We start from the raw sequence: 15,102 nt of genomic DNA on the forward strand, positions 1-15,102 counted from the left end.
TGTTCTCAATTTTTGTAACAATAATTAACGGCAAGTAAACCTGGCGCAAACAATTAATAGCCGTAACAGAACATCAGTTTACCGGCTGGCTCTGTTTACGCAAATAAACACTGGCGTAAAAGTACGAAAAACAACCGCTGCATTTTTTGCTGCAGCTTGTGGTATACTCCGCCGCCTTGACTTTCGTCGTCGCGCTTTAGCGCCGTTTAATAATGAGGAAAATAAATGAGCACACCTGAATTTGCCACTGCCGAGAATAACCAGGAACTGGCACAGGAAGTAAACTGCCTGAAAGCGCTGCTAACGCTGATGCTGCAGGCGATGGGCCAGGCTGATGCTGGTCGTGTGATCATTAAAATGGAAAAACAAATCGCGCAGATGGAAGACCAGGCGGAATCGGCCGTATTTGCTAACACCGTTAAGCAAATCAAACAAGCGTACCGCCAGTAACAAAAAACGGCTGGATGCAGTGCATTCAGCCGTCCACTCGTCTGTCACGCAGAACGTACTCTCTAATCAGATCAGTCCCGTAGCCGCCGCATAACAGGCAATCTGCGTCTTGTTTGGCGCATTAAATTTTTTCTGCATATTCTTCTGATGGAAGTTAACCGTATTCTCTGAAATAGAGAGAATGATCGCTATTTCCGCCGACGTCTTCCCTTCCGCGGTCCATTTCAGAATTTCTCGTTCGCGTTTGCTGAATTTCATCTCAGGCGGCATAACCATCTTATCTTCAAAACGCAGCAGCGCGGTTAATGCCATTTGCACCAGCATCTGCAGCCGCAACTCTATTTCCTCGCCGGCAAACGGTCCTTCCTGTGCGCGAGTACTGGAAACTGAGAGGAAGCCGAGCGCATGATTAGGCAGCATCAGACACTGCGTTATTCCCGAACGTAGACCGAAGTCCTGCGCCCTATGCCATAATTCCTGAGCATCCGCAAATAATTCGTCCGTCCAGGGTAAATGCCCCTGAATGAAATTCTCCGGCTTTAGCACCGGATCGATGGTGAAATAGTTCTCTGATTGATATTGCGCCAGCCACTGTTGCGGATAAGTGGCATGCACAGCAATTTTAGGCCGCGTAAACGGCACCGGATGGCGCACACAGAGTGAGTAATAATCGAATTCCAGCGCCTGAGTTTGTCGCTGAAGTTCATGATATACCTCGGCGGCACAGGTCAATTCCTGAAACCGCAGGGAGCAATCCCGTCGCCAGGTGAAAAAGTCTGAATCCTTCATACTTACTAAAAGAAGCCTCTGAAAAGATAATCATTATTATGGTGAATATAACCTAACACATAAAACTTATTTCTAACTACAAAATATCGGCACTAGCACAATTAACTGTGCTATGGATAAGGATTATTCTGTTCGGGTAGAATAAAAGAACACCATTTAAGGCGATGAGCGAGAATAATTTGCTCCAGAAGAACTTTCTGGAGCAAATGAGTACATAAATGCTACTGCATAAGGAATTTTTCCAGGAACTGACGGGTTCGCGGTTGCTGAGGGTTAGCAAATAAGCTTTTCGCCGGTCCCTGCTCCACAATCCGCCCCTGGTCCATAAAGATGGCTCTGTCCGCCACGTCGCGCGCAAAGCTCATTTCATGGGTCACGATAACCATCGTGCGTTTTTCCTGCGCCAGCTGGCGGATGGTGTTCAGCACCTCACCCACCAGTTCTGGATCGAGCGCGGAGGTCGGTTCATCAAACAGGATCACGTCAGGGCGCATCGCCAGCGCGCGCGCGATGGCCACGCGCTGCTGCTGCCCGCCCGACAGGCGGCGCGGATAGCTGGTCTCTTTCCCTGCCAGCCCGACTTTGGCGAGCAACTCGCGGGCGCGTGCCGTCGCTTCCTCTTTGGGCTCACCTTTTACAATGACCGGTCCTTCAATAATATTTTCCAGCACCGTGCGGTGCGGGAATAGATTGAAGCTCTGGAACACAAAGCCAACATGCTGACGCAGGCGGCGAATCAACCCTTTCTGCTGGCTGATGGATTTACCGGTATCAATCGTTATCTCCCCAACCCGAATGGTGCCCCCTTCCGGCTGCTCAAGCAGGTTGATACTACGCAGCAGCGTGGTTTTCCCCGACCCGCTCGGGCCAATAATCGCCACGACTTCGCCCTGCTCAACTTCCAGGTCGATGCCGTGGAGCACCGTTTGCCCATGGAATTTTTTCACCAGGTTTTTGACGTCAATTGCACTCATTTTGGATCACGCTCCTGGCGGTTAAGCTGGTTTTCAAAGTAGTTTTGCAGAGCAGACAACACCGTCGCCATCACCCAGTAGATCAGCGAGGCGGCCAGATACATGGTGAAAACTTCAAGGGTGCGCGAGGTAATGAGCTGCGCCTGACGGAACAGCTCCGGCACCTGGATGGTTGCCGCCAGTGAGGTATCTTTCACCAGGCTGATGAAGCTGTTGCTCAGCGGCGGAAGCGCTACCCGCGCCGCCTGCGGCAGAATGGCGCGACGCAGCGTCTGCCACGGCGTCATCCCGATACTGGCTGCCGCTTCCCACTGGCCTTTATCAATCGACGAGATCGCCGCGCGCAGGGTTTCGGAGGTATAGGCCGCCGTGTTAAGCGACAGGCCAATCATCGCCGCCGGGATCGGATCCAGCTCGATGCCGAACTGCGGTAAACCGTAGTAGATCATAAAGAGCTGAGCGATAAGCGGCGTACCGCGAAACACGGAAATATAAAAGCGCGCCAGCCAGCGTACCGGCAGGATGGGCGACATGCGCATTAAGGCCAGTACAAAGCCCAGCACAAGACCGAAGAACATCCCGCCGATACTGAGCTGTAGCGTGAATACCGCACCTTTCAGCAGGAATGGCAGGGAATCAATAACCAGTTGAATACTTTCTTGCATTATTATTTTTCGACCTGATTTTTAGACATGAGGATGATAAGCAAACAGCGCGGGCGCCCCGCCGGTGTGCACAAATAAAATCGGCCCTTCATCCTTAAAGCGTTTCTGCGCAATACCATCGATAAGCCCGGCCATCGCTTTACCCGTATAGACCGGATCGAGCAGTATACCTTCAAGGCGCGCCAGCAGCTTAACGGCTTCCATCCCCTCTTCATTAGGCGTGCCGTAGCCCGGCGCAAAATAGTCATCCCAGAGCAAGATCTCGGCCCTGGCCTTCAGCTCCAGCTGCTCTGCCACCGCCTGTTGCAGAGCCACTACTTTTGGCTTCTGGTCTGCGACGCTGCGGGAAACCGTCACGCCAATCAGCTCGACATCCGGCAGAAGCTGTTCCAGCCCCACCGCCAGCCCGGCATGCGTGCCCGCGCTTCCGGAGGCGACAACGACCGACGAGAGGCTAACGGCGCCCTCGCATTGCTGGGCGATTTCCAGCGCACTTTCCACATAGCCCAGCGCGCCCAGCGCGTTCGAACCGCCGACGGGAATAACGTAGGGGCGGAACCCCTGCGCTTCCAGACGCGTCGCCAGCTCATCGAGCTGTGCGGTCGGGTCGGTCAACGCATCCACCATCTCCACCTGCACGTTAAACAGATCCAGCAGCAGACGATTACCGTTGGACAGATAGTTTTCAGCCCGCGTGCCAATCGGGTTTTCCAGCAGAGCCACGCAGTGAAGCCCGAGTTTTGCCGCCACGGCGGCCGTCTGACGAACATGGTTGGACTGAATGGCCCCGGCAGTAATAAGCGTATCCGCGCCTTCGCGCAGCGCGTCGGCCGCCAGAAACTCCAGCTTGCGCAGCTTATTGCCCCCCATCGCCATCGGCGTCACGTCATCGCGCTTAATAAAAATATCGCGTCCCAGATAATCAGAAAATCGCGGCAGGTACTCCAGCGGCGTCGGCGCACCGATAAACTCCAGACGGGGAAAGCGCGTTAAATTCTGTAGTGACATGGACTCTCCGGTAACTCAGACAAAATGTGATATTTTTCATTATGCACGCAGACGCGTAAGAAATAAAAAAGGCGCTTTTAAAAGCGCCTTTTTTCCAGGTCACCGACTTATTTGGTGACGTCGGCCCCGAACCACTTCTCAGACAGCGCCTTCAGGCTGCCGTCTTTCTGCATGTCAGCAATCGCGGAATCAATGGCTTTCACCAGCTCCTCGTTGCCTTTACGGACGGCCACGCCGGATTCCTGACGAGAGAACGCATCACCCGCTACTGCCAGGGTATTGTTGGTTTTCTTCACCAGATCCAAAGCGGCCAGACGGTCAACCAGAATGGCGTCGATACGGCCTACGCGCAGGTCCTGATATTTCGTCGGGTCATCATCATAGGTGCGGATGTCCACGCCCTGAACGTTCTGGCGCAGCCACTCTTCGTAGTTAGTTCCCAGACCGACGCCGACTTTTTTGCCTTTCAGATCGGCAGCGGATTTAATGGAGCCTTCGTTACCTCTCTTCACCAGCGCCTGAATACCGGACACGGTGTACGGCGTGGAGAAGTCATACTTCTTCTTACGCTCGTCAGAAATGGTCACCTGGTTAATCACCACGTCAATGCGTTTTGAATCCAGCGACGCCAGCATACCGTCCCATTTGGTCGGTTTCAGGGAGGCTTTAACGCCGAGGTGCTTCGCCAGTTCTTCTGCAAATTCCACTTCAAAACCGGTCAGCTTGCCGTCATCGCCCTGGAAGCTGAAGGGAGGATAGGTTCCTTCCAGCCCGACCAGCAGCGTACCGCGCTCTTTTACTTTATTCAGCAGGTTTTCTGCGGCGAACGTTTTCACGCTCATGCCCGCAACCAGCGCGACGGCCATAACACCCATCAGCGCCTGACGACCCAGAAGTGCAAATTTCATAAATACCCCGATATAGTGGAATTTTTACGTAGTGTAGAGAAATCGCCTGCAACGTCAAAGGCGACTGCGCTACATCTTATTCTTTTTTAATATATATCAGAAGTTGTTCCGGCGAGCGCTTTCTGCTTCACGGAACCCGGCATTTGCACCTTATATTGCGCATACTTGCGCAGCGCAATACGGTAGTTGTTGGTGCTGGTTGCAGGCAGCCACGGCTCCAGATTTTCATCCAGGTAACCGGTCTTCAGCAGATCGCGAGAGATATTGTTAACGCTCAGATGCTGCCCAAGACGGCGCAGGCGAACCACATATTCGCGCACGGTGCCGTGGCTCATCTCCGTTTGTTCAAACAGGAATTGTTTGAAGCCGATGATATCGAAGAAGTCGCTTTGCTCTTTGCAGTGGAGATCGCCACAGAAACGGCAAAGCGCCACCCACTCTTTTTGCTCTTCGAGCCACGCGGCTTCATCCATTAACGTGTCGAGGCGAGAGATAGCGATTTTATTCACGATCTCGCCGCGGCGAACCAGCGTGATACGATCGAGTAATTTGTTACAGTGGGCGCAATGCGTCTGGCTGTGTTTAAAGTCTTTCAGGTAGCGGCTTAAAGGCCGTCTTTTAGATTGCTGCACCGTCATGATAACTCCTGGTTGTCAATACGTTGTGCGGCATTTTTCGGGTGATTGGATCACCTATAACTTACCCAGTTTGGTTCGTAAGCGTTTAATGGCCTGGCTGTGCAGCTGGCTAACCCGCGACTCCCCCACCTCCAGAACCGCGCCAATCTCTTTGAGATTAAGCTCTTCCTGGTAATAAAGGGTCAACACCAGCTGTTCGCGCTCGGGCAGAGCTTCAATCGCTTCCATTACGCGCTGGCGTAAATTCCCTTCCATTAAATGGTGTAACGGGTTTTCCTGCTGGTGCTCGTCCGTCACCAGCTCGATGCTATCGCCATGCTCTTCGCGCCACTCGTCATAGGAGAAGAGTTGGCTATTATTGGTATCGAGCAACATCTGACGATACTCTTCAACAGCAATGCCAAGACGTTCCGCCACTTCGGTTTCCGTTGCGTTGCGTCCCAGTTCCTGTTCCAGCTGTCCCATCGCATGCGCCACTTCGCGCGCGTTGCGGCGAACGCTACGCGGCACCCAGTCGCGGCTGCGCAGCTCGTCCAGCATCGCACCACGAATACGCTGAACTGCGTAAGTCGTAAATGCCGTTCCTTGCAGAGCGTCGTATCGGTCAACTGCATTCAATAACCCGATACCGCCCGCCTGTAGCAGATCGTCAAGTTCCACGCTCGCCGGCAAACGCACCTGGAGGCGCAATGCTTCGTGACGCACCAGCGGGACATAACGCTGCCACAGCGAGTGTTTATCCATTACACCTTCAGCGGTATAGAGTGAATTCACGATAAACAGCCCTGCGTTAGTTGAGTTATCGGCATGATTATCCGATTCTGCAGGGCGTTCAATTGGATGAAAAAGGGGGATAAAGTGAGGTTATTCTGAGGTTGCCCACAGCAGGGGCAACTTTTCTGACTAAATTAACAGTTGTAACAATGAAAGATCGTCGCCCAATTTGACGCTATCTATATGTTGATGAAAGAGCTTTCCGGCTTCCTGATTATGCTGGCTCAGGGAGTGGAAGCTGTAAATAACGTCAATAATATTGTCTTGTTCAATTTTTCCCGCCGCGATGGCCTGACCGGCAAGCAGCGATTTGAGAAAATAGAACTCCGCAACGATTAAATAAAGATTATTCAACATGCTGCGGCCATTGCTCTGCGGGAAGCCCTGCTCCCAGAGCTTGTATTTAAAAAAGTTCTTAAACAGGTGATCGTTTGCCGCGATGTAACCGCCCGCCACATCGCGCCAGACGGACTCGATGTTTTCCATGACCTTTTCTGCCGAAACGGTGTCATCGACAGATTCAAACTGTATATAAAGCTGATCAAAATAACGGTTTAATACGGCGCCACCGCGGGCCGTCGCTTTCTTCGTAAAGTAGCTTTGGATGAGCGAGATTAACGCGAATTTCAGGCTGTAGTTCTGATTAAACCCGCCTAACTCCGTCTTGATTTTACCGCTCACCAGCTCGTTCACCAGCGAATAATAAACCGTTTCGAGCGTGCTGATATTCTCTTCCAGGTTTTCGAGCTTTTCAGCCACCATGAGGAATTTAACCACGGCATAAACTTGTTCTTCAACGCTCACCGCCTCAACGCTGAAGAGGTTCTGGCAGAAAAGATTGATGACCTTAATCTTCAAATCCATCGCTGGCGCATTATTCACGTCCTGCTGAACGCTGATGGATTCCATCATCGACATCGATGCCCGATCGTTCAACAACAGTCGAGTGACTTCCGGACACGAGAGATTAAGTGATTTTTCAATTTCATTTTTATAGACCCGGTTTGTCCGCGGGAACGTCGAACAGGTCGGGCTTAAGGCCTGAGCGCCCATGGCGCTATGAATAGAACAGAGCTTTTCCGTATCCATAAACGGGCAGTTTTTACTTTCCGTATGGAAAATCACTTCGCCCCAGTTGCCGTACTGTTTTTTTGTGACTTTTATCGCCGTTTTCGCAGTGTGACGAATGGCGGCATTTTTACTGTTCAGATAGCGGTTAACGGAGGATTTATCAAACGCGATGGTCCAGCCCTGACAACAATGTTCACGGCATTCCCCACCGACACAGGAAAAATCTGCGACCAGTTTAGGCTGGGTAATAACGATCTGTTTCACGGGCGGATCCTCAAAATTCAGAGACAAAAAAACCCCGCCGAAGCGGGGTTTGATGCGTAAAATTAACGCAGCAGAGACAGAACGGTCTGTGGAACCTGGTTTGCCTGGGACAGAACAGAAGTACCAGCCTGCTGCAGGATCTGCGCGCGAGACATGTTGGAAACTTCAGTTGCGTAGTCAGCGTCCTGGATACGGGACTGAGCAGCAGACAGGTTGTTAGAGGTGTTGTTCAGGTTGTTGATTGCAGAAGTGAAGCGGTTCTGCACAGCACCCAGACCGGAACGAGCGGTATCAACTTTAGCGATAGCTTTGTCAATGGTGTCCAGATCGGTCGCAGTCATTGCTTTCAGGTCGATAGCGTTCACGCCCAGAGTCGTGGTGTCAGCTTTAGCACCGCTCAGGTCCAGATCGATGGTGTCGCCGTCGTTCACGCCAACCTGAATTTTAACCACGCCAGCAGTACCTGCAGAACCGTCCAGCAGTTTGATGCCGTTGAAGTCAGTTTTGCTGGCAACACGGTTGATTTCAGCCAGACGAGCGGTAACTTCATCCTGCAGAGAAGCCAGGTCAGACGTGCTGTTGGTGCCGTTGCTTGCCTGAACAGCCAGTTCACGAACGCGCTGCAGGTTGTTGTTGATTTCGTTCAGGGAACCTTCAGCAGTCTGCGCCATGGAGATACCGTCGTTGGCGTTACGTGCTGCCTGAGTCATGCCTTTGATCTGAGCGGTCATGCGGTTTGCAATCGCTTGGCCAGCGGCATCATCTTTCGCGCTGTTGATACGCAGACCTGAAGACAGACGCTCAATAGCAGTGCCCAGAGAAGACTGAGATTTGTTCAGGTTGTTCTGAGTAGTCAGGGACAACAGGTTAGTATTGATAACTGCCATAATTTTCTTTCCTTCAAAAATTGGGTTTTAGGTCCGGTGCCTAACACTCACAGCGTCTCTCACCGTCAACAAGGTTATCGACGGGTCCCGAAAAGACTTTAGAATCAATTTCGAAAAAATTATAACTCAATGATTATTAATGGTTTTATTTTTAAAAAATCAATTAAGGTTCATCATAAGGTTATTATTTACGGCTTTTTATTACGCGGAATATGCCAAAAAAGGCACACACTTATCTGTGTTATTGACGAACTAAAAATCGTCCCAAAGTGCAATCGTTTCATTTAACGCGCCAGGACATGCCTATTCTTTGGATTATTTTTTTCTCACCATCGTAAACTTTTTCTATTCGAGGCCGATAAGAGTCCTGAACTACTTTCGTATTTAAGGAAAATATGCATGGCTACTATCAGTAACCTCGGGATAGGTTCTGCAGGACTCGGGGAATTATATAATCAGTTGGATGCAGCAGAACGAACCAAGCTGACGACGATTACTACCCAGCAATCAACGTATAACGCACAGTTAAGCGCGTACGGCAAGCTGCAGAGTGCCATGACCTCGCTGCAGACTGCGACCGCTGCGCTGGGTAAAGCGACCACATGGAACTCAACCGCCGTAAGCAGCACCAACACGGCCTTTACGGCAACCACGACCGCAGACGCATCCGTCGGCTCTTATGTGGTTAATGTCAACCAGGTGGCAAAAGCACAGGCGCTCACGACGGGTTCGTATGCCACCAACACGGAGCTGCTGGGCGATACAACCGGCACGACGCGTAAAATTACGATTACCCAGCCGGGGACAAAAACGCCTTTAGAGGTGAACCTGGCCGATGGCGATACGTCGCTTGCCGGGATCGCGAGCGCGATTAATAAAGCGAACGGCAACGTCACCGCCAGCGTAATCAAGGCGAAAGACGGCGATTACCGCCTGATGCTCTCCTCGAAAACCACCGGTACGGATGGCGAGATGACCATCAGCGTCACCGGGGACGACAAGCTGCAAAGCGTAATCGGCTACGACTCAACCGCCAAAACCGGCGCGCTGGCGGTAAATACCGCGGCCCAGAACGCGATTGTCGTTGTGAACGACATCAAGATTGAGCGTCAATCGAACACCATTTCCGATGCGCTGCCGGGGATGACCTTCACCGTGAAGGCAGAAAGTAAAGCGGATGAAATGCTGGAAGTGACGCGCGCCACGGATGCAAACCAAAAAGCCGTAACGGACTGGGTAACCGCGTATAACTCGCTGCAGTCCACCATTAACAGCCTCACCAAATATGTGCCGGTCGACGCAGGTTCTGGCAGCCAGTCCACCAGCAACGGCGCGCTGGTGGGTGATGCAAACGTGCGCGGGATCCAGTCTCAGCTGCGCGGTCTGCTGACCGAAGTTCAGGCTGGCTCCGTTCAGATCATGGCTCAGTTGGGGATTACCCAGGATCCGGTGAAAGGTGCAGACGGTACGGTCGGTAACCTTAAAGTGGATTCCGATAAGCTGAAAAAAGCGCTGACCGACAACCCGACCGCCGTACAGCAGTACTTTATCGGTGACGGAAAGAAAACCGGTCTGGCGACCCAGATGAACAACACGCTGACCACCATGCTCAGCACCAGCACCGGCAGCGCGGGCGTGATCCAGAACGCGAAAGACGGTATCAACAAAACGCTGAAAACCCTGGGCGAACGTTACGACTCTATGGAAGCCTCTATTGATGCCACCATGGCGCGTTACAAAGCGCAGTTCACCAGCCTGGACGTATTAGTCACCAAAATGACCAGTACGGCCAACTATCTGACCCAACAGTTCTCACAAAAATAGTCGTAGCCTTCAGGAGTGGATATGTATAAGACCTCTGGTGTTCAATCCTATCAGCAGATAGGAGTAGAAAGCGCAGTTATGAATGCCAGTCCACACCAGCTGATTGTCATGTTGTTCGACGGGGCGCATAGCGCCCTCGTCCGCGCGCGTTTGTTCATGGAAGCCGGACAAATTCGTGAAAAAGGCGAAGCGTTATCGAAAGCCATTAACATCATCGACAACGGTTTAAAAGCAGGACTGAACATGGAGGTTGAGAGCGAGCTGTCCAGTAATCTTGCCTCCTTGTACGAATATATGGTTCGACGTTTATTACTGGCGAACGTCAGTAATGACGTAGACGCAATTGTTGAAGTCGAGGGTTTATTAAACAACATTGCGGATGCGTGGAAGCAAATCGGCCCCAATGCGTCCTCTATTTCAGGATAATTTTGATGAATAATCCCAGCGCAGCGCTTAGCCACTGGCAGGCGTTACATGCTCAGAGCATTGCTATGCTAAATCTCGCACATTCTGGTCAATGGGATGCGCTTATTGAGCAGGAAATGCATTACGTTCAACTGGTGGAAAGGATTTCGCAAACGCCCATCATGTCATGCCCCCCGGCTCAGGTTGAGCAAGCGCGTGCGCTGCTGGAGATGATCCTCGACAATGAGAATACGTTAAAGGCGCTGCTGAAAGTGCGGATGGACGAACTGCGTAATCTCATCGATCAGACCGGCAAACAGCAATCCATCACCTCTACCTATGGAAAGCTGTCAGGGAATATTCTTTATCCAGAAAGTGTTACCCGCGACACACAATTATGATTTCTTCATCCATACTCCAGAAGTCTGCCATATGGCTTCTGGAGCACGGACGATGAAAAACCCCACCCTGTTACAATGCTTTCACTGGTATTACCCCGCTGGCGGTGAATTGTGGCGAGAAGTCACGGCGTTAGCCCCCAATCTTAATGAAATCGGCATCAACATGATCTGGCTGCCGCCCGCGTATAAAGGGGCTTCCGGCGGGTATTCGGTTGGCTATGACTCTTACGATCTGTTTGACCTCGGCGAGTTTGACCAGAAAGGCAGTATCGCCACGAAATACGGTGACAAAGCGCAGCTGCTGGAAGCCATTGACGCCCTCAAAAGCAACGAGATTGCCGTCCTGCTGGACGTGGTGGTGAATCACAAAATGGGGGCTGATGAGAAAGAGCCTGTCCGCGTGCAGCGCGTGAACGAACAGGACCGTACACAAATTGATGATGAAATCATCGAGTGTGAGGCCTGGACTCGCTACACCTTCCCCGCCCGCGCCGGGCAATACTCGCAGTTTATCTGGGATTACAAATGCTTTAGCGGCGTCGACCATATTGAAAACCCGGATGAAGACGGGATCTTTAAAATCGTCAACGACTACACCGGCGAAGGCTGGAATGACCAGGTCGATGATGAGATGGGTAACTTCGATTACCTGATGGGCGAAAACATCGACTTTCGTAATCACGCCGTCACCGAGGAGATCAAATACTGGGCCCGCTGGGTCATGGAACAGACGCGCTGCGACGGTTTTCGTCTGGACGCCGTCAAGCATATTCCCGCCTGGTTTTACAAAGAGTGGATTGAGCACGTTCAGGAAGTGGCCGAACAGCCGTTGTTTATCGTGGCGGAATACTGGTCTCACGAGGTGGATAAACTTCAGGCCTATATTGACCAGGTCGACGGTAAAACCATGCTGTTTGATGCCCCCCTGCAGATGAAATTCCACGAAGCGTCGCGCCAGGGACGAGATTACGACATGAGCCAGATCTTTACCGGCACGCTGGTGGAGGCCGACCCGTTCCATGCGGTGACCCTCGTCGCGAACCATGACACGCAGCCTCTGCAGGCGCTGGAAGCCCCGGTCGAGGCCTGGTTTAAACCGCTGGCGTACGCGCTGATCCTGCTGCGGGAAAACGGCGTGCCGAGCGTCTTCTATCCGGATCTGTTCGGCGCAAGCTATGACGATACGGGAGGGGACGGTGAAACGTACCATATTGATATGCCGGTGATTGAGCAGCTTCACGAGCTGATCCTCGCCCGCCAGCGCTTTGCCCACGGCGTGCAGACGCTGTTTTTTGACCATCCAAACTGCATCGCCTTCAGCCGCAGCGGCACCGAGGACGATCCCGGCTGCGTGGTGGTGATGTCGAACGGCGATGACGGCGAGAAGGTGATTTGCCTGGGGGAAAACTACGGCAACAAAACGTGGCGTGATTTCCTCGGCAATCGTGAAGAAACGGTCACCACCGCGGCGGATGGCGAAGGTACCTTTACCTGTAAAGGGGGAAGCGTCAGCGTGTGGGTTATTGAGGATGCGTTGTAGAAACAATGCCGGGTGGCGCTGACGCTTACCCGGCACAAAAACGGCTACGGTAGTTTACTCTCCAGCGGGTTTTTGCTCAGGTAGTCAGCACACTCCACCGTCGGGCGGGCAACCTTTTGCAGCTCCATCCCGTCATACTCAAGCGTAGCGCCGTCGCGATCCAGCGGATAGATATCCAGCTTACGGGTCACGTTGTAATAGCTGTCTGAGCGCAGCATGACCTTACCCGGTACGGCAATCACGCGCTGCCACTGGCGGCAGTCCAGCGTATCACCCTCTTCCGTCACCACCAGCGTGGCAATTGCTTCAGGGCTGACCAGACTGCTCTGAGGCCCTTTCGACTGCCAGTATCCCGCCAGGTTCGCGGGGACGGGATGCTTGATCACGTCATTATAGTTATCGACCTGAACGCACCCGGTCAGTGCCAGCAGCGCGCCAGCAATTGCTATTTTTTTCATCATCTTTCCTGCATTCGAAGAAAAAAATATTGTGGCATTAAAGCGCAGAGGCTGCCAGCGAAGTTCGACAGGTCTTAGACCGGTATATAAATGTTATGAGCGAACATTTTTCATAATCAACAAAGGCCTGGTCGACCTTCATGATCGTCGAGTGCGTGCTGTCCATTGGAATGAGCTGGACTGGTTGGGCGCAGCTCACGACCACGAAAGCAGATGAGCGGTGAGCTGTACTGCCGCAACGAAGACGGTGTGTATGTCTGCAGTGCGTGGCATGATCATTTGTAAAATCAACTGTATAAATATGCTGCGTGGTTAAACATGAGGGTCGATCAAGTGAATGCCAGATGCTACAATTCGGACTTTTCTGAATTTACTGATTTCTCAAATGTTCAAGTTATTCGCCAGATACACATCAATAGGTGTAATAAACACGCTAATTCATTGGGTCGTCTTTGCTGTATGCATATACGCATTCCACACAGGACAGGCGCTTGGCAACTTTGCCGGATTCGTTGTCGCTGTGTCGTTCAGCTTCTTCGCCAATGCAAAATTCACTTTTAAATCTTCCACAACAACCATCCGCTACATGCTTTACGTAGGTTTTATGGGCACATTGAGTGCCGCTTTTGGCTGGTGTGCAGACAAATCAGGCATAGCTCCTGTCATCACATTAATCGTGTTCTCCGCCATCAGTTTGGTGTGCGGGTTTGTATATTCAAAGTTCGTTGTATTCAGGGATGCTAAATGAAAATTTCACTGGTTGTTCCAGTTTTTAATGAAGAGGATGCAATTCCGATTTTCTACAAAGCCGTGCGGGAGTTTGAAGAGCTTAAGCAACATGAAGTCGAGATAGTGTTCATTAATGACGGCAGCAAAGATAGTACAGAATCAATTATTAACGCACTTGCCCTTGCCGATCCGCTTGTAGTTCCGCTGTCCTTCACTCGCAACTTTGGTAAAGAACCTGCGCTGTTCGCAGGTCTGGATCACGCTAGCGGAGAAGCTATTATTCCGATTGATGTTGACCTGCAGGACCCTATTGAAGTCATTCCACACCTGATAGAGAAGTGGCAGGCCGGAGCAGATATGGTGCTTGCCAAACGCTCCGATCGCTCTACAGATGGCCGTCTGAAGCGCAAGACCGCCGAGTGGTTTTATAAGCTACATAACAAAATCAGCAATCCGCAAATCGAAGAAAATGTTGGAGACTTCCGCCTGATGTCCCGCGAGGTCGTGGAAAATATTCAGCTCATGCCAGAGCGCAACTTGTTCATGAAGGGCGTGCTGAGTTGGGTTGGCGGGCGTACTGATGTCGTGGAGTATGCACGCGCTGAGCGCGTTGCCGGCAGCACTAAATTTAACGGCTGGAAACTGTGGAATCTTGCACTTGAGGGAATAACAAGTTTCTCTACCTTCCCGTTAAGGGTTTGGATGTATATAGGCTTCATAATTGCATCTATTTCATTCTTATACGGCGCATGGATGACTTTGCAAACATTAATTATAGGCAATCCGATAAAAGGGTACACATCCCTATTGGTATCCATCCTGTTTATCGGCGGCGTTCAATTAATCGGCATTGGTGTTTTAGGTGAATATATAGGGCGCATCTATATCGAAACCAAAAAAAGACCACGCTATTGTTTAAAACGGAATAAAGAAAAATGATTTCCAAAAATAATCTGTTAGTTCTAATTATTATTTTTTTACTTATGTTGGTGCCATATTTACACACACCAGTATTGTCAGATGATTATTATTATTATTTTCATGCCAGCCTTCAAGAGCAAATCGGTCATTATTTAGTCTGGAGTGGAAGGCTAATTACTAACATATTTAGCTCATATATGCTCAAATATGTCAATCATGATATCTATCAGTCTTTGACAGCTGCTGCGCTAGTTGCCAGCGTTTATCTTATTGCAGCGATACCATCTGCGTTATTTGATGGCAAGCCAAAACCTAGCGCTATTTCGATAGTAATTATCTTTTTAGCTCTTTGGATATCAAATCCAGCGCTTGGTGAAACTTTCTTCTGGTTTGTTG

General features: G+C 51.1%; 18 protein-coding genes. 8 read left to right on the plus strand and 10 right to left on the minus strand.

Translation table 11 applies throughout. From position 1 onward, the window contains the following. Positions 1–225 precede the first annotated feature (225 nt). A complete protein-coding gene (locus IM284_RS13910; protein ID WP_014832453.1) occupies positions 226–450 on the plus strand; it encodes a DUF2594 family protein in 225 nt (74 codons plus the stop codon). 66 nt (positions 451–516) lie between these two features. On the opposite strand, the gene sdiA is transcribed toward IM284_RS13910, so the two are convergent. From sdiA to IM284_RS13955, 9 genes are all read right to left on the minus strand, one after another. Continuing rightward, positions 517–1,239, minus strand: coding sequence for a transcriptional regulator SdiA (gene sdiA / locus IM284_RS13915; RefSeq protein ID WP_045631539.1), 723 nt, complete (start codon positions 1,237–1,239; stop codon positions 517–519). Between the two features lie 221 nt (positions 1,240–1,460). Further along, positions 1,461–2,213 (minus strand): L-cystine ABC transporter ATP-binding protein TcyN, encoded by a 753-nt coding sequence (gene tcyN, locus IM284_RS13920; RefSeq protein WP_041909387.1) that lies wholly within the window; start codon positions 2,211–2,213, stop codon positions 1,461–1,463. After that, complete coding sequence (tcyL, locus tag IM284_RS13925) at positions 2,210–2,878, minus strand: cystine ABC transporter permease (RefSeq protein ID WP_028013677.1); 669 nt, start codon at positions 2,876–2,878, stop codon at positions 2,210–2,212. Before tcyL ends, tcyN begins: the two co-directional genes overlap by 4 nt. A 21-nt stretch (positions 2,879–2,899) precedes the next feature. Continuing rightward, positions 2,900–3,886 (minus strand): D-cysteine desulfhydrase, encoded by a 987-nt coding sequence (dcyD, locus tag IM284_RS13930; RefSeq protein ID WP_047367836.1) that lies wholly within the window; start codon positions 3,884–3,886, stop codon positions 2,900–2,902. A gap of 107 nt (positions 3,887–3,993) precedes the next feature. Beyond that, positions 3,994–4,794, minus strand: a complete 801-nt coding sequence (gene tcyJ / locus IM284_RS13935) for a cystine ABC transporter substrate-binding protein (protein WP_047367837.1) — start codon at positions 4,792–4,794, stop codon at positions 3,994–3,996. Between the two features lie 86 nt (positions 4,795–4,880). Next, entirely contained in the window at positions 4,881–5,432 is a 552-nt protein-coding gene (fliZ, locus tag IM284_RS13940) for a flagella biosynthesis regulatory protein FliZ (protein ID WP_028013680.1), read from the minus strand. Positions 5,433–5,486: 54 nt separating this feature from the next. After that, a complete protein-coding gene (locus IM284_RS13945) occupies positions 5,487–6,206 on the minus strand; it encodes an RNA polymerase sigma factor FliA (RefSeq protein ID WP_014170714.1) in 720 nt (239 codons plus the stop codon). A 129-nt stretch (positions 6,207–6,335) separates the two neighbouring features. After that, a complete protein-coding gene (fliB, locus tag IM284_RS13950; protein ID WP_047367838.1) occupies positions 6,336–7,541 on the minus strand; it encodes a flagellin lysine-N-methylase in 1,206 nt (401 codons plus the stop codon). 62 nt (positions 7,542–7,603) lie between these two features. After that, entirely contained in the window at positions 7,604–8,428 is an 825-nt protein-coding gene (locus tag IM284_RS13955) for a flagellin (RefSeq protein WP_047362882.1), read from the minus strand. 399 nt (positions 8,429–8,827) lie between these two features. Between IM284_RS13955 and fliD the strand changes: the two genes are divergently transcribed. From fliD to amyA, 4 genes are read left to right on the plus strand one after another with little or no spacing between them, the layout of a single operon-like run. Then, positions 8,828–10,252 (plus strand): flagellar filament capping protein FliD, encoded by a 1,425-nt coding sequence (gene fliD / locus IM284_RS13960; RefSeq protein WP_045631645.1) that lies wholly within the window; start codon positions 8,828–8,830, stop codon positions 10,250–10,252. Positions 10,253–10,273: 21 nt separating this feature from the next. After that, positions 10,274–10,678: a flagellar export chaperone FliS gene (fliS, locus tag IM284_RS13965; protein WP_045260346.1), complete on the plus strand. Its 405-nt coding sequence runs from the start codon at positions 10,274–10,276 to the stop codon at positions 10,676–10,678. A 5-nt stretch (positions 10,679–10,683) separates the two neighbouring features. Continuing rightward, positions 10,684–11,058: a flagella biosynthesis regulatory protein FliT gene (fliT, locus tag IM284_RS13970; protein ID WP_045260347.1), complete on the plus strand. Its 375-nt coding sequence runs from the start codon at positions 10,684–10,686 to the stop codon at positions 11,056–11,058. A 52-nt stretch (positions 11,059–11,110) separates the two neighbouring features. Continuing rightward, on the plus strand, positions 11,111–12,598 hold the full coding sequence (amyA, locus tag IM284_RS13975) for an alpha-amylase (RefSeq protein ID WP_047367839.1): 1,488 nt from the start codon (positions 11,111–11,113) through the stop codon (positions 12,596–12,598). Positions 12,599–12,642: 44 nt separating this feature from the next. On the opposite strand, the gene yedD is transcribed toward amyA, so the two are convergent. Then, positions 12,643–13,056 carry a lipoprotein YedD gene (gene yedD, locus IM284_RS13980; RefSeq protein ID WP_028013694.1) on the minus strand — a complete coding sequence of 138 codons (414 nt, stop codon included), beginning with the start codon at positions 13,054–13,056 and terminating at the stop codon, positions 12,643–12,645. A gap of 385 nt (positions 13,057–13,441) precedes the next feature. On the opposite strand from yedD, the gene IM284_RS13985 reads away from it, so the two are divergent. The 3 genes from IM284_RS13985 to IM284_RS13995 all read left to right on the plus strand — a co-directional run. After that, a complete protein-coding gene (locus tag IM284_RS13985) occupies positions 13,442–13,804 on the plus strand; it encodes a GtrA family protein (protein ID WP_028013695.1) in 363 nt (120 codons plus the stop codon). Continuing rightward, positions 13,801–14,724 (plus strand): glycosyltransferase family 2 protein, encoded by a 924-nt coding sequence (locus IM284_RS13990; protein WP_028013696.1) that lies wholly within the window; start codon positions 13,801–13,803, stop codon positions 14,722–14,724. Before IM284_RS13985 ends, IM284_RS13990 begins: the two co-directional genes overlap by 4 nt. Next, positions 14,721–15,102 (plus strand): DUF6056 family protein (locus IM284_RS13995; RefSeq protein WP_226838766.1); only part of this gene is annotated, 382 nt, incomplete at its 3' end. The genes IM284_RS13990 and IM284_RS13995, both read left to right, overlap by 4 nt.

Source organism: Enterobacter cloacae complex sp. P12RS (assembly GCF_014895875.1).
GTDB classification, from domain to species: domain Bacteria; phylum Pseudomonadota; class Gammaproteobacteria; order Enterobacterales; family Enterobacteriaceae; genus Enterobacter; species Enterobacter bugandensis.